At 46.1% G+C, this 21,910-nt stretch carries 17 protein-coding genes; 13 read left to right on the top strand and 4 right to left on the bottom strand.

Features of this window, described 5'->3' with window-relative positions:
- The first annotated feature begins 69 nt into the window (after nt 1-69).
- From IEY13_RS22760 to IEY13_RS22750, 3 genes are all read left to right on the top strand, one after another.
- Nucleotides 70-3,318, top strand: coding sequence for a glycoside hydrolase family 2 TIM barrel-domain containing protein (locus IEY13_RS22760; RefSeq protein WP_188956564.1), 3,249 nt, complete (start codon nt 70-72; stop codon nt 3,316-3,318).
- A gap of 206 nt (nt 3,319-3,524) precedes the next feature.
- The gene (locus tag IEY13_RS22755; protein WP_188956562.1) at nt 3,525-4,304 is read left to right on the top strand and encodes a sialate O-acetylesterase; all 780 of its coding nucleotides are present in this window, start codon (nt 3,525-3,527) and stop codon (nt 4,302-4,304) included.
- 228 nt (nt 4,305-4,532) lie between these two features.
- Nucleotides 4,533-7,370 (top strand): glycosyl hydrolase, encoded by a 2,838-nt coding sequence (locus IEY13_RS22750; RefSeq protein ID WP_188956560.1) that lies wholly within the window; start codon nt 4,533-4,535, stop codon nt 7,368-7,370.
- 85 nt (nt 7,371-7,455) lie between these two features.
- On the opposite strand, the gene IEY13_RS22745 is transcribed toward IEY13_RS22750, so the two are convergent.
- Entirely contained in the window at nt 7,456-8,214 is a 759-nt protein-coding gene (locus tag IEY13_RS22745) for a DUF2314 domain-containing protein (RefSeq protein WP_188956558.1), read from the bottom strand.
- Between the two features lie 126 nt (nt 8,215-8,340).
- On the opposite strand from IEY13_RS22745, the gene IEY13_RS22740 reads away from it, so the two are divergent.
- Entirely contained in the window at nt 8,341-9,393 is a 1,053-nt protein-coding gene (locus IEY13_RS22740) for an aldo/keto reductase (RefSeq protein WP_188956556.1), read from the top strand.
- 2 nt (nt 9,394-9,395) lie between these two features.
- Here IEY13_RS22740 and IEY13_RS22735 read toward each other — a convergent pair whose 3' ends face one another.
- Nucleotides 9,396-9,743 carry a VOC family protein gene (locus tag IEY13_RS22735; RefSeq protein WP_188956554.1) on the bottom strand — a complete coding sequence of 116 codons (348 nt, stop codon included), beginning with the start codon at nt 9,741-9,743 and terminating at the stop codon, nt 9,396-9,398.
- Nucleotides 9,744-9,868: 125 nt separating this feature from the next.
- The gene (locus IEY13_RS22730; protein ID WP_188956552.1) at nt 9,869-10,804 is read right to left on the bottom strand and encodes a helix-turn-helix domain-containing protein; all 936 of its coding nucleotides are present in this window, start codon (nt 10,802-10,804) and stop codon (nt 9,869-9,871) included.
- A gap of 386 nt (nt 10,805-11,190) precedes the next feature.
- Between IEY13_RS22730 and IEY13_RS22725 the strand changes: the two genes are divergently transcribed.
- Nucleotides 11,191-11,811: an HAD family hydrolase gene (locus IEY13_RS22725; RefSeq protein ID WP_188956550.1), complete on the top strand. Its 621-nt coding sequence runs from the start codon at nt 11,191-11,193 to the stop codon at nt 11,809-11,811.
- A gap of 7 nt (nt 11,812-11,818) precedes the next feature.
- Here the strand turns inward: IEY13_RS22725 and IEY13_RS22720 are convergent, their stop codons facing one another.
- Nucleotides 11,819-12,064, bottom strand: a complete 246-nt coding sequence (locus IEY13_RS22720) for a DUF4834 family protein (RefSeq protein WP_188956548.1) — start codon at nt 12,062-12,064, stop codon at nt 11,819-11,821.
- 201 nt (nt 12,065-12,265) lie between these two features.
- Here IEY13_RS22720 and rimP point away from each other — a divergent pair, with 201 nt between their 5' ends.
- The 8 genes from rimP (at nt 12,266) to IEY13_RS22680 (ending at nt 21,767) form a co-directional block, all read left to right on the top strand.
- Nucleotides 12,266-12,736, top strand: coding sequence for a ribosome assembly cofactor RimP (gene rimP / locus IEY13_RS22715; protein WP_188956545.1), 471 nt, complete (start codon nt 12,266-12,268; stop codon nt 12,734-12,736).
- 52 nt (nt 12,737-12,788) lie between these two features.
- Entirely contained in the window at nt 12,789-14,036 is a 1,248-nt protein-coding gene (gene nusA / locus IEY13_RS22710) for a transcription termination factor NusA (RefSeq protein WP_188956543.1), read from the top strand.
- 61 nt (nt 14,037-14,097) lie between these two features.
- Entirely contained in the window at nt 14,098-17,466 is a 3,369-nt protein-coding gene (gene infB / locus IEY13_RS22705) for a translation initiation factor IF-2 (protein ID WP_188956541.1), read from the top strand.
- 143 nt (nt 17,467-17,609) lie between these two features.
- On the top strand, nt 17,610-18,986 hold the full coding sequence (locus IEY13_RS22700; protein ID WP_188956540.1) for a peptidylprolyl isomerase: 1,377 nt from the start codon (nt 17,610-17,612) through the stop codon (nt 18,984-18,986).
- Nucleotides 18,987-19,165: 179 nt separating this feature from the next.
- Complete coding sequence (locus tag IEY13_RS22695) at nt 19,166-19,567, top strand: MarR family winged helix-turn-helix transcriptional regulator (protein ID WP_188956538.1); 402 nt, start codon at nt 19,166-19,168, stop codon at nt 19,565-19,567.
- A 284-nt stretch (nt 19,568-19,851) separates the two neighbouring features.
- Nucleotides 19,852-20,379, top strand: a complete 528-nt coding sequence (locus tag IEY13_RS22690) for a YceI family protein (RefSeq protein ID WP_188956536.1) — start codon at nt 19,852-19,854, stop codon at nt 20,377-20,379.
- A 47-nt stretch (nt 20,380-20,426) separates the two neighbouring features.
- Nucleotides 20,427-21,095 carry a YceI family protein gene (locus IEY13_RS22685; RefSeq protein ID WP_188956534.1) on the top strand — a complete coding sequence of 223 codons (669 nt, stop codon included), beginning with the start codon at nt 20,427-20,429 and terminating at the stop codon, nt 21,093-21,095.
- Nucleotides 21,096-21,203: 108 nt separating this feature from the next.
- On the top strand, nt 21,204-21,767 hold the full coding sequence (locus IEY13_RS22680; protein ID WP_188956532.1) for an NADPH-dependent FMN reductase: 564 nt from the start codon (nt 21,204-21,206) through the stop codon (nt 21,765-21,767).
- Nucleotides 21,768-21,910: the final 143 nt, after the last annotated feature.

The raw sequence follows: 21,910 nt of genomic DNA, 5'->3' as shown, positions 1-21,910 counted from the left end.
TCAGTGCTGTTAAATTGATTGCTGCTTCTGCCCTATACATACTCAACCAACTTATAAACACAGGACTGAATGAAACTGAGCGTATTTTGTTCTATGGCAGCGGTGTTATTATCCGTATCCGGCCGGGCGCAGACAGGTGAAGCCCCTGAACGTATTCCGCGCGAAATTGAAAACCCCGAATGTATTGGTATCAACAAGGAGGCCTCGCATGCTACGTTAATGCCCTATGCCAGCTTGCAACAGGCGCTAACGGGGAAAAGAGATCAATCGCCGTATACCCGCAGCCTTAATGGTAAATGGAAGTTTAACTGGGTAAAGCGCCCGGAAGAGCGGCCGCTGGACTTTTACAAACCCAGCTATGATGTAGCTGCGTGGAAAGACATAGACGTGCCTGCTAACTGGCAGATAAAAGGATATGGTACGCCCTTTTACAGAAACATTGGCTATACTTTTAAAAAGGACTTTCCGCATGTAATGAGTGAGCCGCCCACCAATTATACTGCCTACGTTGATCGTAACCCGGTAGGCAGCTACCGCCGGGAGTTTACGGTGCCGGCTGACTGGAATGGTGGCCGCGTTTTTATGAAGTTTGACGGGGTGGATGCCGGTTTTTTTCTGTGGGTGAATGGTAAAAAAGTGGGCTACAGCACCAATAGCCGTAACGTGGCAGAGTTTGATATTACCAGCTTTATACAGCCCGGTAAAAACCTGGTAGCGGTAGAGGTGTATCAGTATGTAAGCGGCAGCTACCTGGAAGATCAGGATATGTGGCGCCTGAGCGGTATTTTTCGTGACGTGAGTATCTGGCGTGCGCCTCTGCTGCATATACGCGACTTTAGCATACAAACCGATCTGGATGCGCAGTATGTAAATGCAACAGAAAAGATAGCAGTGAAGGTGAAAAACTATGGTGCGGCTACCAATGGCAAACAGATACTTACTGCTACTTTATACGATGGTGCCAATGTGGTGGCTACTACCAAACAACTGGTAGGCCCGATAGCAAACGGCGGTGAAGCGGTAATTAACTTTACCCTGCCGGTAAAAGCGCCTGCTAAGTGGACTGCTGAAACACCTAAGCTGTATATCACGGTATTGCAGTTGCAGGAGACGAATCAGCCTGCTGAGTTTGTTTCTGCCAGAACGGGCTTCCGCAAAATAGAGATTAAAGGCCGGGTGTTTACGCTGAACGGTGTACCTGTTAAACTGAAAGGTGTGAACCGCCACGAAAACTCGCCGGACAATGGGCATGCAGTTACAGAGGCGCAGATGATACGGGATATTGAAGTAATAAAACAGGGCAACTGTAACCACGTACGCACCAGCCATTATTCTGATGCGCCCCGCTGGTACGAGCTGTGTGATGAATATGGCTTGTATCTGGTAGCGGAAGCCAATGTGGAGTGTCATGGCCTGCGCGATACTTTTAACGAACGCCATGATATTAAAGCGGCTATTGTGGACAGGAACGTAGCCAATGTGGAATCTTTTAAAAACCACGCAAGCATTATCATCTGGTCGCTCGGTAACGAATGTGGCGATGGTGGTTCTAACTTCCGTTCGGCGCTGAGTACTATTAAAGCTATAGACAGTACCCGCCCCACGCATTATGAAGGCTTTGGAGTAGGCGCGAATAATCCGGCTGATGTGGACAGTAAAATGTACTCGCCCATACTGCCGTATGAAAATGCTACCCCTAAACAAAAGAAGCTGTCAACCGTAGAACTGACAGCTACCGACCCTACGTTAACCAAGCCGTTTTATATGTGCGAGTTTGCGCATGCGATGTTTAACTCCATGGGCTCTTTAAAAGAATATGTAGAGTTGTTTGATAAATATCCCAGCATACTGGGTGGCGCTATATGGGAGTTTCAGGATCAGGGTATCTGGAACCGCAGAGATCCCGCACACCCTATTCTGGCTTTTGGTGGCGGCTTTGGCGAGTTTCCCAACGATCATTACTTTATTCATAAAGGCGTGGTAGCATCTGACCGCAGCCCCAAACCCCATTTCCCTGAAATGAAGAGATTGTTTCAGTGGGTAGGGTTTGACTTTGATGCCACTACGGGTATGTTAACCGTTACCAACAAGTATCAGTTTATTCCGCTGAATGGGTTAGATGCCAGCTACACCATCAGCAAAAATGGTACGGTAGTGAGTACTGGTAAGCTGGATATAAGCGGCATTGCTCCGTTTGGAAAGAAGCAACTGAAGGTGCAGGTGCCTGCATTGGATAAAGGCGGCGTTTATCTGCTGAATGTGTCAGTTAAATTATTAAATGATGCATCCTGGGCGAAGAAAGGATATGAAATTGCTGCTGCGCAGTTTGAGTTAAACCGTCCGGCTGCTATGCTGCCTGTATATACCAAAGACGCTTTTGATCCGCTGATTGAAATGACCAACGGAGGCAATGAGATAACCGTGCAGTGTGGTGAAGTGAGATATATGTTTTCTAAAGCCGCTGGTGGTATGGAGAATATTTATGTAAATGGCAAGCCGTTGATGCAGAAGGGTGGAGGTCCCCGTTTACACCTGTGGCGTGCACCGCACCAGCAGGATGATATGTATGCCTACGCACGCTGGGATACACTGGGTTTGAAAGAACTGAACTGGAACTGCGATAACTTTCTGGTAAGTGGCGTTACTGATACAGGTGTGGTGGTAACTGCTGTGTTAACCGGTACGGGTAAAAACGGATTTACCGTTACGCATAAAGCGGATTATATATTTAACCGCAAGGGCGCTGTAACAGTGCAGAACCAGGTAAGCGCCAGTGACACAACAGTGGTGGTGGCGCGTATGGGCGTACGTATGTTACTGGATACTGCTTTTAATGGATTCAGCTATTTCGGACGTGGCCCCATGGAAAATTACTCTGATCGTAAAACAGGTTCTGATATAGGTTTATACCAAAGTACCGTATGGCAGCAACAGACGCCCTATGAAAAGCCAATGGAATGCGGCAACCATGAGGATGTGTATTGGGCTGAGGTAACAGCAACTGCCCTGGCACGTATACAGGTAAGTGGTGTTACTGCACCTGTGCAGGTAGCTGCCCTGCCTTATAAAGATGAGGAGATGGACAAGGTAGAGTATAAAATAGATTTACCCCAACGTTCGGCTACTGTGTTGAGTGTGGGGTATAAAACACTGGGTGTAGGCACTAACTCCTGCGGGCCTAAGCCGATGCCGGAGTATACTGTAACATTGGCCCCGGCAACTTTTTGTTACCGGTTAGATGTAACGGGTGCTACTGTGGATAAACCTGCTAAGTCAGTTAAGCCAGGCAAAGCCGGAAAATCTGGTAAGAAAAAATAAAGAATACAAGAAGGGGTATCAAGGTTGAACTGCCCCGAAGTTGAACGGTTATAACAGTTGCTTAAGAGGCTTGATTTCGGTATTGTACCGGATTCAAGCCTTTTAGTTTAGCACCTGGTTCCGTTAAACCCTGCCCGCTTTATTACATCTATACATGCCCATGCCTGTTGCGTGGGATATTGTATAAGTAAACCGATGTAAGTTGTATGAAAATCCTTCCTTTAATGGCAGTGTTGCTGTTTTTTGTTGCTACGCATGCCCAGCAACCTAAGCCTGACAGCAATTTTCACGTATATCTTTTAATAGGCCAGTCTAATATGGCGGGACGTGGTCCACTGGATTCGCTTAGTAAACAGGTGCATCCGCAGGTTGTAATGCTGGACTCCTTCAATAAATGGATACCGGCTACAGACCCCGTACATTTTGACAAACCCGCGGCGGTGGGTGTTGGCCCGGCCCGCAGTTTTGCAGAAAGTATGCTGACAGAAACTACGGGCAAGGCAGTTAAGATAGGGCTGGTTCCCTGCGCCTGGGGCGGATCGCCTGTTAAAGTGTGGGAGCCGGGTGCTGTTTATCTGAAGCAGTTTTATCCGTACGATTTTGCGATAGAACGTTTACGTATTGCTATGCAGCATGGCGTTATAAAAGGTATTCTCTGGCATCAGGGCGAATCGGACAACGACTCTGCGCACGCCGCTGTATATCTGAATAAGCTGGCGATACTTATCGGTCGCCTGCGCGCTGAAACACAACAGGCAGATTTACCATTTGTGGCTGGTGAAATTGGTTATTTTAATAAGAAGGAGTTGGTAATTAACAGCGTAATTAATCAACTGCCGCAACAGTTGCGGGGTACAGCAGTAATATCAGCAAAGGGGCTTACTGATAAAGGAGACCGGCTGCACTTTGATGCGGCCAGCGCGCGTGAACTGGGAAAACGTTATGCAGCAGCCATGAAGGCTTTGCAGGCAAAAAGAGGTAGCTGAGCAATATGTCGGGTATAAAATAGGAATATGCAAGACGCCTGCTCCAAAAACGTGACAGAGGTATTCACGGATAATACCGTATAAGTGACCGAAACCAGGTTTTTCGGCAGGATGGGGCAGGATGAAGAAGGAAAACCCTTCCATTAATTTGAACCTGTTTCGTTTACAGAGAGAAACGGATTTGCTTTGCCGGTGCTACACCACAAATTTATTCAACAGGTTTTACACATGAACACATTTAAAGTAGTTACGATTGCTGCCTTCCTGTTTGGAAGCATGCAGGCCTCTGCCCAGTTGGAATGGCCTGCTATTACGCAACAAAACAAACCCTGGACACGCTGGTGGTGGCAGGGGAGTGCGGTGAATAAGAGCGACCTTACCTGGAACATGGAAAGCTACCGTGATGCGGGTTTAGGTGGTTTGGAAATTACGCCTGTTTATGGAGTGAAAGGCGCGGAAAGTCAGTTCATTCCTTTTCTGACCCCGAAGTGGATGGATATGTTGCAGCACACCTTGCAGGAAGGAAAACGCCTGAACCTGGGTATTGATGTTGCCAATGCTACAGGCTGGCCTTTTGGTGGCCCGTGGATAACAGATGCCGATGCCAGTAAAGAAATGTTCTGGAAGAAATACGAACTGAAGGGCGGCGAACAGCTGAAAGAAGCAGTAGTGTTTATACAGGAGCCGATGGTGCGTGCTGAAGGCAAAGCGCCTGCTATAGGTAGTATTAAACAACCATTGAGTAGCAATGCCAATTTGCAACAACTGGCGTTGGATCAGATACGTTTTGAGAAACGTTTACCGCTTACTATACTAATGGCTTATAATAGCCAGGGCCAGGCTTTAAATATTACGGATAAAGTTAAAGCGGATGGCAGGCTGCAATGGACGGCGCCTGCGGGCAGCCAGTGGCGCTTATATGCGCTTTTTCTGGGCGACCATGGTAAGATGGTAGAGCGTGCTGCCCCCGGTGGTGAAGGCCTGGTAATAGATCACTTTTCCAAAACAGCCCTTTCGCATTACCTGGGCAAATTTGATGAGGCTTTTAACGGACGAAGTGTGAATGGTATCCGTGCCTTTTTTAATGATTCTTACGAGGTGGATGATGCACGCGGACAAAGTAATTTTACCCCGCAGTTTTTTACCGCGTTTCAGCAACGCAGGGGGTACGATTTACGCAATTATCTGCCGGCCTTGTTTGGCGAAGGGGATAAAGAAACTGCGAGCCGTGTGCTGACAGATTACCGGGAAACCATAGGCGATTTACTACTGGAGAATTTTACCCGCCCCTGGCATGAATGGGGCAAGGGCAAAGGCGCATTGATCCGCAACCAGAGCCATGGTTCGCCTGCAAATATCTTAGACTTGTATGCGGCGATAGACATACCGGAAACGGAAGGGGATGATATATTGCGTTTTAAGTTTGCCTCCTCTACTGCACACGTAACCGGTAAGCCGCTGACTTCTTCTGAATCTGCCACCTGGTTGAATGATCATTTCCTGTCCTCATTGGGTAATGTAAAGCAGGTGCTGGATAAGTTTTTTCTGGGTGGGGTGAATCATGTGTTTTATCATGGTGTAAACTACTCTCCTAAAGACGCAGCATGGCCGGGATGGATGTTTTATGCGGCGGTTCATTTTCAGCAGACCAACCCGTTCTGGAAACATTTTGCTGCGTTGAATGAATATGTAGCACGCTGCCAGAGCTTTTTACAAAGTGGTAAACCTGCAAATGATGTATTGGTATATTATCCGTTGTTTGACAGTTATGCCGATGCGGGCCGCGCGTTATTAAAGCACTATCATGGCATGAAGCCGGAGTTTACCGGTACCGGTTTTGAGCGTGCCTCGGAAGAGATGTTGAGAAAAGGCTTTACGTTCGACTTTATATCAGACAAACAAATCAGTGCTATACAGGCATCCGGCGCCCGGTTGTTTACCGGCGGCGTTGGTTATAAAACCTTGCTGCTGCCCGATTGCAGACTGGTATCGCTGGCAACTTTTCAGAAGCTGATAAACATGGCCAAAGGTGGTGCTACCATAGCCGTATATAAAAATATGCCTGCTGGTGTGCCGGGCCTGGGGCAGCTGGAAGCGCGTAAAAACGCTTTTGCTGGTTTGATAGGAAGCCTGCATTTTACTACAGGAGCCCGGGGCGTGCAGACTGCACAGGTAGGCAAGGGCAGGTTTGTGCTGGCGGATGACATTGCTGCGTTGTTAGAAACGGCAGGTATCAGCCGTGAGAAAATGACCGATAACGGGTTGCAGTTTATCCGTCGTGCAGAGAAAGATGGATACACTTATTTCGTCAGTAACCTGAGTGATAAAACCGTAAGCGGCCAGATTCCGCTGGCTGTGAAAGCGGCTTCTGTAGTTGTGTATGATGCGATGCGGAAACAAAACGGCTTACTAGCTGTACAGCGCAATCAGGATGGAGCCAGCCAGGTATACCTGCAATTGAACCCTGGTGAAAGCTATATACTAAAAACCTCAGAAAGCGTAGTAAAGGGTGAAGGGTGGAAATGGTATAAGCCTGCCGCTGCACCGGTGGAACTAAAAGGTGAATGGACCATCAGCTTTGCGGAAGGTGGCCCCGCATTGCCTGCTGCTATAAAAACCGACAAACCGGGTTTATGGACAGATCTGGGTGGTGAAGATGCCAAAGCCTTTTCGGGTATAGCTTCTTACACAACCACTTTTGCCAGGCCGGCAGGTTCGTGTGCTATGTGGCAGCTTTGTATAGGTAAAGTGCATGAAAGTGCAGAAGTGTATCTGAATGGCAAATTATCAGGTACGCTGCTGGGGCCTGATTATTCTCTACGTATACCTGCCACTGAATTTAAAGTGGAGAACCGGCTGGAGATTAAAGTGGCCAACCTGATGGCTAACCGGTTAATGGATATGGAGAAGAAAGGAGAGCCTTATAAGATATTTTATAACATCAACTTTCCGGCACATGACAAAGAAAACCGCGGTGCAGACGGATTGTTTACTACGCTGAACTGGAAAACCAAACCATCGGGTATAGCGGGAAAGGTGGAGTTGTTGCCGTTACTGGAATTTTAGAATTCATATACGCTGCCTCAGGGGCAAAAAACAAAAAGGTGCCCTGCTCTTGATACGAAGGCGGGGCACCTTTTTATAGGTTTTGTTATTTCTTTTCAAGAACCGGAATAAGGTGCTCCCAGTTCAGTTGCCGCGCAAAATCCAATGCTGTTTTGCCACCATGGGTTTTAAGGGAGGTGTCAGCCTGATTTTGCAGGAGTATTTCTACGGAGGTTTTATTGCCGGCTATGGTTTCTTTGTGAAGCAGGGTATATCCGTTTTCATCAGCAATCGTAATTTCCTGAGGATATTGTTGCAGAAATTCTGTAAAACTTTTTTGCATGTTAATGCTCATCGGGTGTTCAATCAGATTTTCTGGTTGTGTGTACTGATCACGCACAACTTCTATCTGATTAAAGTCGCCAAAATCAAGGCCCCAGGCTTCGTCATGCTCTTCTCTTTCTTCGTCAGTCATATTGGAGCGGAGTTGATGAATGGTGAATCCCCCATAGGTTTTGTCCATACTGGCGAATAACCAGTCGCTCACCTGATCTAAAGAAACACGTACTGCATCGCCATTGCTGATATTTGTAAGAATGTCAGGATCGTTAATGAGCGTTCCACTTACATAGTCGCCGTCAAAATACACATCATTGATCCACATGTGCTCTACTGCAGGTTCATCAGTTCCGTTCTCCTGTACAAAGGCAATTTTTACGCAGGCCAGGTCCAGTGCTGGTACAATACGGCGGGATTCCCAGTTAAGCTCGCGCCAGAAGTATTTAAATGTGTTTCTGGCTTTTTCAAATGCGGCAATCATTTCGGGTGCATCACCTTTGGCGTAGTAAATTTTTTTGTCTGTCATAGTGCTGAATTAATGTTTCAAATGTAAGGATGTTCCGATTGTTAACAGGCGGGTTCTTGTACTTCTGCTGCTTGTACGGTGTGCTTACTTCGTATCTTTAGGAAGATATAACCTAAATGAATCATTATGGAGTACAGACAATTGGGTAATGGCGGATTACGTGTACCGGTACTGAGCTTTGGTACGGCAACGTTTGGCGGAGGCAATGAGTTTTTTAAAGCATGGGGCAGTACGCAGGTAGAAGAGGCAACGCGGTTGGTGAACCTTTGCCTGGATGCAGGTGTGAATTTGTTTGATACGGCAAATGTGTACTCGGCAGGTATGTCGGAAGAAATACTGGGAAAAGCGATAGCAGGTAACCGTAACAGGTTACTGATTTCAACCAAAGCTACCTTTCCGATGTCGGATGCGATAAACGATTTTGGATCATCGCGCCTGAACCTGATTAAAAGCTGCGAGGAGAGCCTGAAGCGGCTGAATGTAGACCATATTGATATTTATCATATGCACGGCTTTGATGCCAACACGCCGGTGGAAGAAACGCTGAAGGCTTTGGATGGTCTGGTGCAAAGTGGTAAGGTGCGGTATATAGCCTGTTCTAATTTCTCGGGCTGGCATCTGATGAAATCCCTTTCCGTATCTGAGCGGTATGGCTGGAGCCGGTATGTGGCCCATCAGGCTTACTACTCTTTGCTGAACCGTGATTTTGAGTGGGAGCTGATGCCATTGGGTATAGACCAGCAGGTGGGTACTATTGTATGGAGTCCGCTTGCTGCGGGCAAGCTTTCGGGCAAATACAGAAGAAATGCCCCTGCGCCCAAAGATGCGCGCGTGGCACAGGGTGGTAGCCCGGTAATTAATACTGCAGAAGACGAAGCCAGATTGTATAACATTGTAGATGTGTTAGATGTGGTGGCAGCTGAAACCGGCAAGTCTGTGGCGCAGGTATCACTTAACTGGTTGTTGCAACGCCCTACGGTAGCCAATATTATCATTGGTGCGCGTAACGAGCAGCAGTTGAAGGAAAACCTGGAAGCAGTAGGCTGGAACCTGACCGTGGACCAGGTAAAACGTCTGGATGAAGCAAGCGCAGCTGTGCCTGCTTATCCTTACTGGCACCAGCGTCAGTTTCCGATGCTGAATGCGCATCCGGATTTATACCGCGAGCGGATAAGATAAACCTATTTCTGATAAAGTTCCACTTTGCGGCCGTCGGGATCTGCTATAACAGCCATATAGCCGTAGTCGGTTTGTGCAGGCTCGCTGAAGAAGGGCACATGATGCTGTTTTAATGTAGCGATGGTTGTTTCAAAATGATCTAGTCCAAAACCAATACGGAGGTGTTTATCGGCTTGTGTTTGTTCTTTGGCAAGCGGGTAAATTTCCAGAACAGTAGCGCCTGTTGTTGTTGAATAATGAAATGGCGATTGGCCATGCCGGTGGTATTCAAAAGAAAGACCGAGCAGACTGTAAAACGCTGCCAGTTGCTGAGGGTTTGCAGTGCGGATGACCAGTAAGCGTATATCCATTTGCTAATATACTATTCGTTGAGGCAGAAGTGGGAAGGGAACTGTTATTATATAGAACAGCCCCATAGACATGGGGCATCGTATCTATTTCAAAGTACATGAGAAATTTATCTGCCTTCAGTTGTTCAGGCGGTCTTTTTGCTATATTGATTTTCGGCTTGTATGCTTTTGGTATAGCCTGAGGGGGTGAGCCCCGTAATTGATTTGAATTTTTTAGAGAAGTGAGACCGGTCGTAAAATCCGGTAGCACAGGCAATTTCTTCTATACTAAGCTGCCCTTTTAACAATAGCTCTCTTGCGCTGTCGATACGTTGCAGGATTACAAAATTGTGTATACTGGTTCCAAACACAGATTTGAAATCTTTTTTCAACTGGTACTCATTGATGGTAAACAGCAGCGATAGTTGCCGGATAGAAATGCTATCTGTGATATGGTCGAGCAGATATTCTTTAATACGATGCACTTTAAGCCGGTTTGGTACCGGAGTCTGCTGTATTGCCGGTGTATACTGCGTGGTGCTGTGCGAAAGGAGTTGTTGTACCAGAAGTGGCAGCAGCTGAGTGAATGACGTTGGCTGCTGCTTTTGCAAAAGTTGCCGCAACAGTTGTTTTACGACGAGCGGCACGCGTCGGGGAATAGAAGAAATATCTGCAGCAGGTAGTTGGGGCATAGAAACCGTGCAAAACACATGATTGCCTTTGGGAACAAAAATGGGATATGCTGTTCCATGATTCTGTGGCAGCCATTGATAGCTGCCTGTGGCAAGCGTGTGAACTGGTGTTGTGCCGGATTCTGTTTGCAGCATGCCACGCATGATGCACAAGGCGGATGGCAGGCTGATGTGTGGAAATACTAAAAAGCGGCTGCCTGTTTGCAGAAAGAAATGGTGTAATGTAAACTCACAACCGGCTTCTTCTGCGTACTGGGTAAAGATGTGCCCTTCTTTACAGGTTGTTAAAGAAGGCCTGGTACCCGCTACCGCATAGCGCTGATAAGACGGAGGTATCCCGTCTATAGTAATAGGGGTGCCAGGCAAAGGCTCCTGTGGCATAAAATGCATACAAAGGAGATTTCGTTTCTAATGTGCATTATAAATAGTCAAAACATGGCCCGCTGCTTCCGGAGAAGCAGTAAGGTACATTGCGTGTTTGCTCCCCGCCGGGATGAAATTATTTTATTCTACCCTGGGCTCAGACAATTTTATATTGGGTGAACAGATAGCGAACTTTTTTCTCATATGCTTATATTAATGTGCTAAAACAGTTGTATCACAGGCGCGAATCGCAGTTTGCTCAATATCATTAACAATTTAATGTAATCTGTGTAAAATCGGGAGTATATTTTAAGCATGGGCCGCTGCCAGCCTGTGTTCTACCTGAGTGTGTGTAAACAGATCAGTACGTAAAAGACTGTTTTAAAGCGGTTTTACGTCTTATCTTAGCTGCTATGCAACAACCCGTACAGAATATCATATTTGATTTGGGAGGGGTATTCCTGAATATTGACTATGGAGCTACCCGCCAGGCGTTTATTGACCTGGGCGTAACAGATTTTGACGCCCTGTTTACTCAAAGCCATGCCAACCATTTGTTTGAAGATCTGGAAACCGGAAAGGTATCTCCGGAGGAATTTTACCAGCAGTTCAGGCAGCAAACGGGGCTTGCCGTTTCTGATGAACAGATAAGGGGTGCATGGAACGCCATGTTACTGGATTTTCCACCGGAAAGACTGGAGTGGTTGGATAAGGTGAAAGACAAATACCGTATTTACCTGTTTTCCAATACCAATCAGATTCATCATGAGGCGTTTAGTGCAGACTTCAGCAGGCTGAACAATGGCCGGAATTTCGATGATTATTTTATCCGTGCCTATTATTCGCACACGCTGGGGCTGAGAAAGCCTTATCCTGCCTCTTTTCTGGAATTGTGCAGCAGAGAGGGGCTGGCTGTTGCTGAAACATTATTTATTGATGATACCAGCAAAAATATTCAGGGAGCGCAGGAAGCGGGCTTGCAGACGGTTTACCTGCAACACCCGGCAACGGTTTTAGATCTGGGGCTGCTGTAGCAACCTCCTATTTAATTTCTTCAAAATCGAGATAATCGTCTTTGGATGGTTTAGGCGCAGTTGGTTCTGACCGCTGGCGGTCAGCCGTATGGGCCTGTGCCTGCTGTTGTTGCTGAAACTGCTGTTGCTGTGCTTCCTGCATCTGACGCATCTGCGAGCGAACCTGAGAGGTAGCACGTGATACCGGGATGATGAGATCGAACACCAGCTTGTAAAGAATGTAGAGTGCGGCGGCTATAAATACATATCGCATAGTGGTAAAGGTAGTACCTGCGCGTTTTCCATGGGAGCCAAAGCCTGCTTTTTTTGCAATCCGTTAACGCTGCCGGGGGCTAAAAAGCGGATACAGGCAATAAAAGTTTGGAATACACCACCTGATTATCTTACCTTTGCCCCGGAAATATGAAACTATGAAGGGAACGGAGGACGTTCCCTTCTCTTTTTTACAACAGGTATGACAACGGAAGAGCAGATACAGAAAATTGAAGCATTGTTGCTGGAGTTATTGGCTCCGGAACCGGAATATTTTCTGATTCAGGTAAGAATTAAGCCCACCAATAACATAAAAGTGTTTATTGACGGGGACAACGGCGTAACCATTGATAAATGTGTGCGTATTAACAGACAACTGTACAAAAAAATTGAAGAGGCAGGTTTTTACCCTGAGGGTGAATTTTCTCTGGAAGTATCCAGCGCCGGTGTAGGTGAGCCGCTGAAAATGTTAAGGCAGTATACGCGTAATATTGACCGCTTTGTGGAAGTATCTTTTAATGATGGTACTGTAAAAGAGGGCAAACTGATTCAGGTGGCCGACAGTGATATTATTATTGAAGAAACTACCGGTAAGGGTAAAAAAGCAGTTACCCAGCAGGTGGTAATTCCTTTTGAGAATATTAAAACAACAACCGTTCAAATAAAATTCTAAAAAATTATACGGCGCCGCAAGGCCCTGTGTAATAAGTGAAAATTGTAATTATATGGCAAGTATCAACCTCATCGAAGCATTCCAGGACTTCAAAGATGCTGAAAATATAGACCGCCCAACCATGATGAAAGTGGTGGAGGATGTATTTAAAACCTTGCTTCGTAAAAAATACGGTGATGACAATAACTTTGATGTAATTGTTAACGCCGAGAAGGGTGACCTTGAAATTATACGCCGCCGGGTAATTGTGGAAGATGGGGAGGTGATGGACCCACTGGCAGAGATTGGTTATAGCGATGCGGTAAAAATTGAGCCTGACTTTGAGGTAGGCGAAGAATTATATGAAGAAGTGGACATGCTGGATTTTGGCCGTCGTGCCATTCTGGCTGCCAAACAAACCCTGGCCAGCCGTATCAGCGATCTGAAGAAAAACGTGCTGGTGAAAAAGTACAGCGACCGTATTGGTGATATCATCAGTGCGGAAGTTTATCAGGTTTGGAAGAAGGAAGTGCTGTTACTGGATGAAGAAGGAAGTGAGTTGATTTTGCCTAAAAGCGAGCAGATTCCGCAGGATTATTTCAAAAAAGGAGAGAATATCCGTGCTGTTGTAAGACGCGTGGATATGAAAAATAATACGCCTGTAATCATTCTTAGCCGTACTAGTCCGGAATTTCTGGCTAAATTGCTTGAAATTGAGGTTCCGGAGATATTTGACGGCCTGATTACTATCCGCAAAATTGTTCGTGAGCCAGGCGAAAGAGCCAAAGTTGCCGTAGAAAGTTTCGACGACCGCATTGACCCTGTAGGCGCCTGCGTTGGTATGAAAGGTAGCCGTATTCATGGAATTGTACGGGAATTAAAGAATGAGAACATTGATGTTATTAACTATACCAGCAATACTCAGTTACTGATTCAACGTTCGTTAACTCCTGCCAAGATCAGCTACATGGAGTTAGACAATGAAAAGAAACACGCAGAAGTTTATCTGAAAGCCGATCAGGTTTCGCTGGCAATTGGCCGTCGTGGCGTAAACATAAAATTGGCCTGTGAATTGACGGGTTATGAGTTGGATGTTTATCGTGACAATGAAGGTGAAGTGGAAGAGTTTGATATTGATATGGATGAATTCACCGACGAAATTGAACCATGGATTATTGAGGCACTGAAAAAAGTAGGTTGCGATACTGCCCGCAGTGTGTTAAATTTAACAGTGGAAGAGCTGGAGCGCAGAACCGATTTGGAAAAAGAAACGATTACAGATGTGAGAAGGATACTGAAGGAAGAGTTTGAGAAAGAATAAGTAAAGTCAAAAAAATTCTCCGGTACTGCAGCGTTGCAAAGGCCGGGGAAGTGAAATTAATATGTCAGAATTGAAATTACCAAGGTTGTTGGCTGCCGCCAAGGAATTCAACATCGGTCAGGATACACTGGTGGAGTTCCTTGTTGGCAAAGGATTTATGAGGGATGATCTGAAAGCGACTGCTAAGCTGTCAGAGCCCATGTACCATGCTTTGCAGCGCGAGTTTCAGAGTGATAAGGTAGCAAAGAACAAAGCTGACCAGATTGAAATTCCGAAAGGAATGCAGGCGGAGAAGAAGAAGAAAGAAGAAGAGGATGCCGCTGCCGCCGCCGCTTTAGCTGCCGCAAGAAAAGCAGCAGCTCCTAAAGAAGAGCCTAAAGCGGTAACACCACCACCTCCGCCACCGCCCGTGGCAGAGCCGGTAAAAGAAAAAGAACCGGAAAAACCAAAAGAAGAACCTAAGCCACCGGTAGTGGAAGCACCTCCGGTAGCCGAACCTAAAGAAGTAAAACCTGTGGTAGTGGAAACTCCGCCACCGCCAGCTGTAGAAGAGAAACCGCAGGCTCCTGCGCCACCTCCCGCTGCGGAACCGGAAATTACCAAGGTTGCAACAGGTATTGGACCTAAGATTATTGATAAGATTGACTTATCAGCTATTGACTCCTCTACCCGGCCTAAAAAGGTTGTACCTAATACCAATAATACACCGGCAAACAAACCTAAAACGGAAGCACCGGCTGCACAGCCTGCTCCGAAGAAGGAAGATGTTACACAACCTAAACAGGAAGTTGCAGAGCCTGCGAAGGAAGAGCCGAAGGCCCAGCCTCAGCCGCAACAGCCAACTGCGGTTAAAGCGCCGGAGCCTGTAAAAGAAACTGAAAATAAAACAACTCCTGTAGCAGAGCAGCAGACGGCACAAGCAGCCCCTGAAGAAAGGCAGCAGGACGCAGCAGCAACTGACAACGGAGCACCTGTGATAGAAAATATTAAGGCCGATAAAATTGAAGGGCCTAAGATTCTGGGTAAAATTAACTTACCTGTAGATAGCGATACAAGACCCAAAGCTGGTGGTCAGCGGGATGAAAAACGCAAGCGGAAACGTATTCCGCTGGATAAAAACGTTCCGGGTGGCGGTCAGGGCCAGCAAGGTCAGGGCGGCGGACAGGGCCAGCAAGGACAGCGTCCTCCATACCAGGGTGGACAGCAGGGCCAGGGTGGTCAGCGTCCTCCTTATCAGGGCGGTCAGGGCCAGGGTGGCCAGCGCCAGGGTGGTTATCAGGGTCAGGGACAAGGCCAGGGCGGTCAGCGCCAGGGTGGTTACCAGGGCCAGGGTGGTCAGCAAGGCGGCGGCTACAACAGAGGCGGCCAGCAGGGACAAGGCGGTAACCGCGGTCCTCAGCAAGGCGGCCAGGGTGGCCAGAACCGTGGTGGTCAGGGCGGTCCTAACAGAGGTGGCAACCGTAATGACCGTAACAGCAACACTGGTGGTGGCTTCCGCAGAGAAGACAAAGAAATAGATCAGAAAGAAATTCAGGAGAAAATCCGGCAAACGCAGGCCAAACTGGCGGGTGCGGGTGGCCGCGGTAAGAGCCTGAAAGCAAAATATCGTCGTGCCAAGCGCGAAGAAGCTGCAGAATCAATGGGCAGTGGCATAGAGGACAACAAACTGCAGGTAACTGAGTTTGTAACCGTAAGCGAACTGGCCAGTCTGATGGATGTAAACTTTACAGAGGTTATCAGCAAGTGTATGGGACTGGGTATCATGGTATCCATTAACCAGCGCCTGGATGCCGAGGTAATTGAACTGGTTGCCAGCGAATTTGGCTATGAGGTAGAATTTATTGGTATTGATGACGTTGAGGAAGAAGACGAAGACGATATCATTGAAGATGGTGAGAACCAGGTATCACGTGCACCGATTGTGACTATCATGGGTCACGTTGACCACGGTAAAACCTCGTTACTTGACTATATCCGTAGTGCAAACGTAGTGGCAGGTGAAGCAGGTGGTATTACCCAGCACATTGGTGCTTACCAGGTAACTACTGCCGGCGGTAAAAAAATCACCTTCCTGGATACACCTGGTCACGAAGCGTTTACTGCGATGCGTGCCCGTGGTGCCAAAGCGGCTGACGTGGCGGTTATTGTGGTAGCAGCGGACGATGCGGTGATGCCACAGACCAAGGAAGCTATTTCTCACGCACAGGCAGCACAGTTGCCGATGGTATTTGCCATCAACAAAATTGATAAAGACGGAGCGAATCCTAAGAAGATATACGAGCAGTTATCACAACAGAACATTCTGGTAGAAGAATGGGGCGGTAAGTTCCAGAGCCAGGAGTTGAGTGCGAAAAAAGGACTGAACGTAGATCTGTTACTGGAGAAAATATTACTGGAAGCAGAATTACTGGATCTGAAAGCCAATCCTGAAAGGGAAGCCAGCGGTAGTGTAATTGAAGCTTCTCTGGATAAAGGGCGTGGTTATGTAGCAACGATTCTGGTACAAAACGGTACTTTACGTCAGGGTGACCTGGTGGTGTCCGGACAATACTATGGTCGTGTGAAAGCGATGTTCAACGAACGTAACCAGCGCGTGCAGGAAGTGCCACCAAGTTCACCGGTAGTAATACTGGGCCTGAACGGTGCCCCTCAGGCGGGTGAAAAAATCAGAGTATTTACAGACGAAGCAGAAGCGAAAGATGTAGCTACCAAACGTGCGCAGATATTACGTGAACAAGGTTTACGTGCACGTAAGCATATTACGCTGGATGAAATTGGCCGTCGTTTGGCACTGGGTAACTTTAAAGAACTGAATATTATCATCAAAGGTGACGTGGATGGTTCTGTAGAAGCCCTGAGTGACAGCTTGCAGAAACTGAGTACGCAGGAGATTGCGGTACGCGTGGTACATAAAGCGGTAGGTCAGATTTCTGAAAGTGACGTATTGCTGGCAACAGCTTCTGACGCGGTAATCGTAGGCTTTAACGTACGTCCGTCTATGCAGGCGAACAAGCTGGCAGAAAACGAAGGTGTACAGATTAAAACCTACTCTATCATCTACAACGCTATTGAAGAAGTGAAGAGCGCGATGGAAGGGATGCTGGAGCCGAAGATTCAGGAGAAAATTGTGGCCAACGTGGAAGTACGCGAGGTGTACAAATTCGACAAAGCTACGGTGGCAGGTTGTTACGTACTGGATGGCAAAATCAGCCGCAACAACAAAATCCGTATCATCCGCGATGGTATTGTGGAATATCCCAAAGGCGAAGGCGCACACGCCGAGCTGGGCAGCCTGAAACGTTACAAAGACGACGTGAAGGATGTGGCTACCGGTTACGAGTGTGGTTTGACCATCAAAAACTTCAGCGATCTGAAAGTAGGGGATATTGTAGAAGCCTTCGAAGAAGAAGAAGTAAAACGTACGCTGTAAATTCAGTAAAATATATCAGTAAATCCCGGTGTACTGAACATCGGGATTTTTTTGTTAAAACCCTTTCACACTGCGTGATGGATGGGGGGAATAGCTATTTTTGACAGCACTAACAGGTTGTTGAAGCCTGGCACTAAAAGTTTATGAAAAAAGTATTCATTTGCTCACTGCTGGTATTTGGAGCCATGATAATGGCAAAGGCCCAGTCGAAGAAGTTTCTGATTGACAATATTGCCGCTCAGGTGGGTGATAAAATTATTTTGCGATCAGATATTCTTAACGCAATTGCTGACTATAAAAGGCAGGGCGCACCGGTAATTCCGGATCAGTGTGACATACTGGAGTCTGAATTAATCCGGAAAGCACTGGTATTACAGGCACAACGGGACTCACTGGTAGTAACAGATGATGAGATTGAAGCTTTGCTGGACAACCAGGTGCGTGGCTTTATTCAGATGTACGGTACACAGCAGATTCTGGAGGAGATTGCCGGTAAAACGGTATATCAGATTAAAGATGATTTCCGTCCTATTTTCCGTGAAAGAAAGCTGGCAGACCAGATGCGCGGTAAAATTCTGGATGGGGTGCGGGTAACTCCGGTAGAAGTAAAAGCCTTCTACGATAAAATTCCGAAAGACAGTCTTGCTTTCTATGAAAGCGAACTGGAGATAAGCCAGATTATTGTGTATCCCAAGCCCAACCGTGATGTGGAGGAATATGTAACCAACCAGCTGAATGATATGAAAAAGCAGGTGGAGAATGGCACTAAAACCTTTGAATTGCTGGCTAAATTATATTCTCAGGACCCTGGTGTAAAAGAGAATGGCGGGCAGTATAATCTGAACCGTAATGATAAAGGCATGTGGGACCCTACGTTTCTTTCCACTGCTTTCCGTTTAAAGGAAGGGCAGATTTCTAACGTATTCCGCTCCAAATTTGGTTTACACATTTTACAGCTGGTAAGCCGCTCTGGTGATGACGCTGTGGTAAGACATATTCTTCGTATACCTACTGTTACAGAAGATGAGATTAAGGATGCCAAGAACAAGCTGGATAGTATTCGTGGTAAAATTCAAGCTGGCGCTTTTACATTCAATGAAGCCGTAAATAAGCATAGCGATGATGAAAATAGTAAGTTTAATGGTGGTGCCATCAGCAACAAACAGGACGGCAGCAACTATCTGACTATTGACGGTTTAGATAAAGACATGGTAACATTGCTGAAAGGCATGAAGGTGGGTGATATTTCTGCACCACAATCATTTACAGACGAAAGAGGTAGAAATGCAGTGCGTATGATTTTATTAAAGAGCCGCACAGAACCACACCGCGAAAACCTGAAAGATGATTACGACCGTGTGGCCAAGCGCGTAATGGAAGAAAAGAAAGAGCATGTAATGAGAAAATGGTTTGCGGAGCATATTCCCGGCTATTACATAAATATTGATAAAGACTTTGCAGGCTGTAAAAATCTGGAACAATGGAGGCATAGTGTTAACAACGCCACTGCTGCGCAATAACAGCTTTAGGTACTGATAATCAAAGTATAAGCGAATAAGGTGAAGGTAATGTTTAATAGACATTACCTTCTTTTTTGTTAAATAGTGACAGAGTAGTTGTTTAGATAGATGTATGTACATACATTTGTATTGTGAAAATCGAAAAGGCGATACAAACACAAGGTTTTAAAAACCAGCAAATGAAAGCAGCAATCAACATTATGTATACTGCTTATCATGTGAAGTGTTCTGTAAGCGATGCATTGAAAGCATATGGCCTTACGCCGGAGCAATACAATGTGCTGCGAATACTGAAAGGTAAGTATCCCGATCAGATGTGTGTGAGAGATATAGCCGGACGCATGATTGAGCGTAGTTCAAACGTACCAAGAATTATAGACAGGCTTGAGTTAAAGAAACTGGTGAAGAGAAGCACCTCTTCGGAGGACAAGCGGGAAACAGTAATTACGCTTACTCAACCCGGCATTAATATGCTGGCTACGGTAAACGATATTATGGAGGCGACCAACAGTCAGGTGTGCCATTTGAGTGATATTGAGTTAGAACAGCTTAATGATTTATTGGACAAATACAGAGGATAGGCTTTTTTTAACGTTCGATACGTGTATGTACATGTAATGGGCGCGGGACGGGTAATGGATTGGATGAAACAGGAGCACGGAGGGTGTGAGTGAATATGTGCTTAATGTAAAGAGTGAGAACGGGAACGGTGCAGATGGATACCCTTCGTGTTTTTTGTAAATTCTGGAAGAAACCCGGGCCTGATTGAACAATTGGAACGTATTTGGCGTATACGCCCCTGTACTTGAGTCAATTGCATGGGGTTTGCAACAGAATTTAAATAATAACCATAAAAAATTCAACAATGGCAACGTACAAAATTGATGCAGCACACTCAGAAATTACTTTTAAGGTAAAGCACCTGATGATAAGTTCTGTTACTGGCAAGTTTGATAAGTTTGATGCAACAGTAACTGCTGAAAATGAAGACTTTACTGATGCAGCTATTTCTTTTGAAGCAGATGTAAACAGCATTAATACCGGCAATGAGCAACGTGACGGTCACTTGAAAGGAGAAGACTTTTTTGCTGCTGACCAGTTTCCTAAACTCTCTTTTGTTTCCACCAGAATAGATAAAAAAGGGGAAGGAGAGTATGCAGTAACCGGCGATTTTACCGTTCGTGGTGTAACCAGACCTATTACGTTGAATGTTGAACATGCAGGTACGGTGGTAGACCCTTACGGACAGACCAAAGCTGGTTTTGAAGCTACAGGTAAAATTAACCGTAAAGATTTTGGTTTAAACTGGAGTGCCGTTACCGAAGCAGGTGGCATAGTAGTTAGCGATGAAGTAAAACTGATACTGAATGTTCAGTTGATTAAACAAGCGTAGTTCCACAATCAATTTATCATATAACAAACACTCAAAAACAATTACCCATGCTTAAACAAGCACTTTCTCTGGCAGTAATAGGCGCAGTTGTATTTGCGTCATGCCAAAGTTCTCCTAAAACTGATAGCGCTGAAACCGGTGAAAAACAAGAAGCGGCAGCTGCTACCGGTAATACTTTAAACATTGATACTGTAGCTACTACTTTGGAATGGCATACTGCCCACAAAGGTGGTGTTGATCCGCATACCGGTTCACTGGCTATCAGCAGCGGTACCCTGTCTGTAGATAATGGTGCGCTCACCGGTGGTTCTTTTGTAGTAAGCACTGCTTCTATCAAAGACAAAGACATTACCGATACTGCTAAACGCGCTATGCTGGAAGGGCACCTGAAAAGTCCTGACTTCTTTGATGTGGCTAAATATCCTACCGCTAAATTTGAGATTACTAAAGTAGAAGCTTACGACAGCACTAAGCAGGCAAGCTTACTGCCAGGCGCTACACACCTGATCAGCGGTAACCTTACACTGAAAGACAGCACTAAAAACGTAACCTTCCCTGCTAAAGTAACTGTAAGTGCAGAAGCGGTTGAAGCACAGGCCAACTTCAACATTGACCGTACTTTATGGGGTATGAACTATAAAGGACCTAACAATCCTCAGGATTGGATGATCCAGAAAGAAGTGAATCTGAAGTTAGACCTGAAAGCGAAAAAGTAAGGGTTAGTATACTGGTTCTCAGTTGAAATGTGGAGGAACGTACTTACACATTGGTACGTTTCTTCCATTTTCGACAACAGGTATGAGCAATTCTGTATAAGTTGCGGTATGAATATTGAAATTATTGCCGGCAGCCCGCGCCAGGGTAGTGTTACTTACCGGGTAGCGCTGTATCTGCAAAAACTGCTTCAACATACTACCAGCCACAACGTTCAGATTATAGATGTTAGGGAATGGGAGTTCCCGCTGATGCAGCAGGAGGTGTTTTCTTCACCTGAAAAGGCGCCGGAAAGTCTGCAGCCATTGGTAAAAAGGGTTTTTAACGCCAATGCCTTCATTATTATTACCCCCGAGTACAATGGCAGCTACACCCCCGCGGTAAAAGTACTGTTTGACCATTTTCCCAAGCAAAATCATAAAGCATTCGGTATTGTAACTACATCTACAGGCGCTTTGGGCGGTATTCGCGCCAGCCAGCAGTTGCAGTTACTCATCAATGCCTTATTCGGTATAGGGTCGCCCTATATGCTTATTACCCCTTACGTAGACCAGAGGTTTGATGAAACCGGTGCGTTAACCGAGGCCGCTTTTCAAAAGAATGTAGATGTTTTTGTAAAGGAGTTCTTATGGCTGGCGGAAAGCCTGTCGCCTTTATTAGAAATCAGTGAATAATTCACTTTTCTAAAACAAGAACAATCGTACCTTTGCGGCTTCTTTTCAAGATCTACCATGAGCGACGAAATAAAACATGAATGTGGCCTTGCCTACATTCGCCTCAGAAAACCGTTCTCCTACTATTTAGAGAAGTATGGCAC

This window comes from Filimonas zeae, assembly GCF_014641615.1.
Lineage (GTDB): Bacteria > Bacteroidota > Bacteroidia > Chitinophagales > Chitinophagaceae > Filimonas > Filimonas zeae.
The sequence above is the reverse complement of the archived record's forward strand: the minus strand, read 5'-3'. Positions and strand labels throughout refer to the sequence as shown.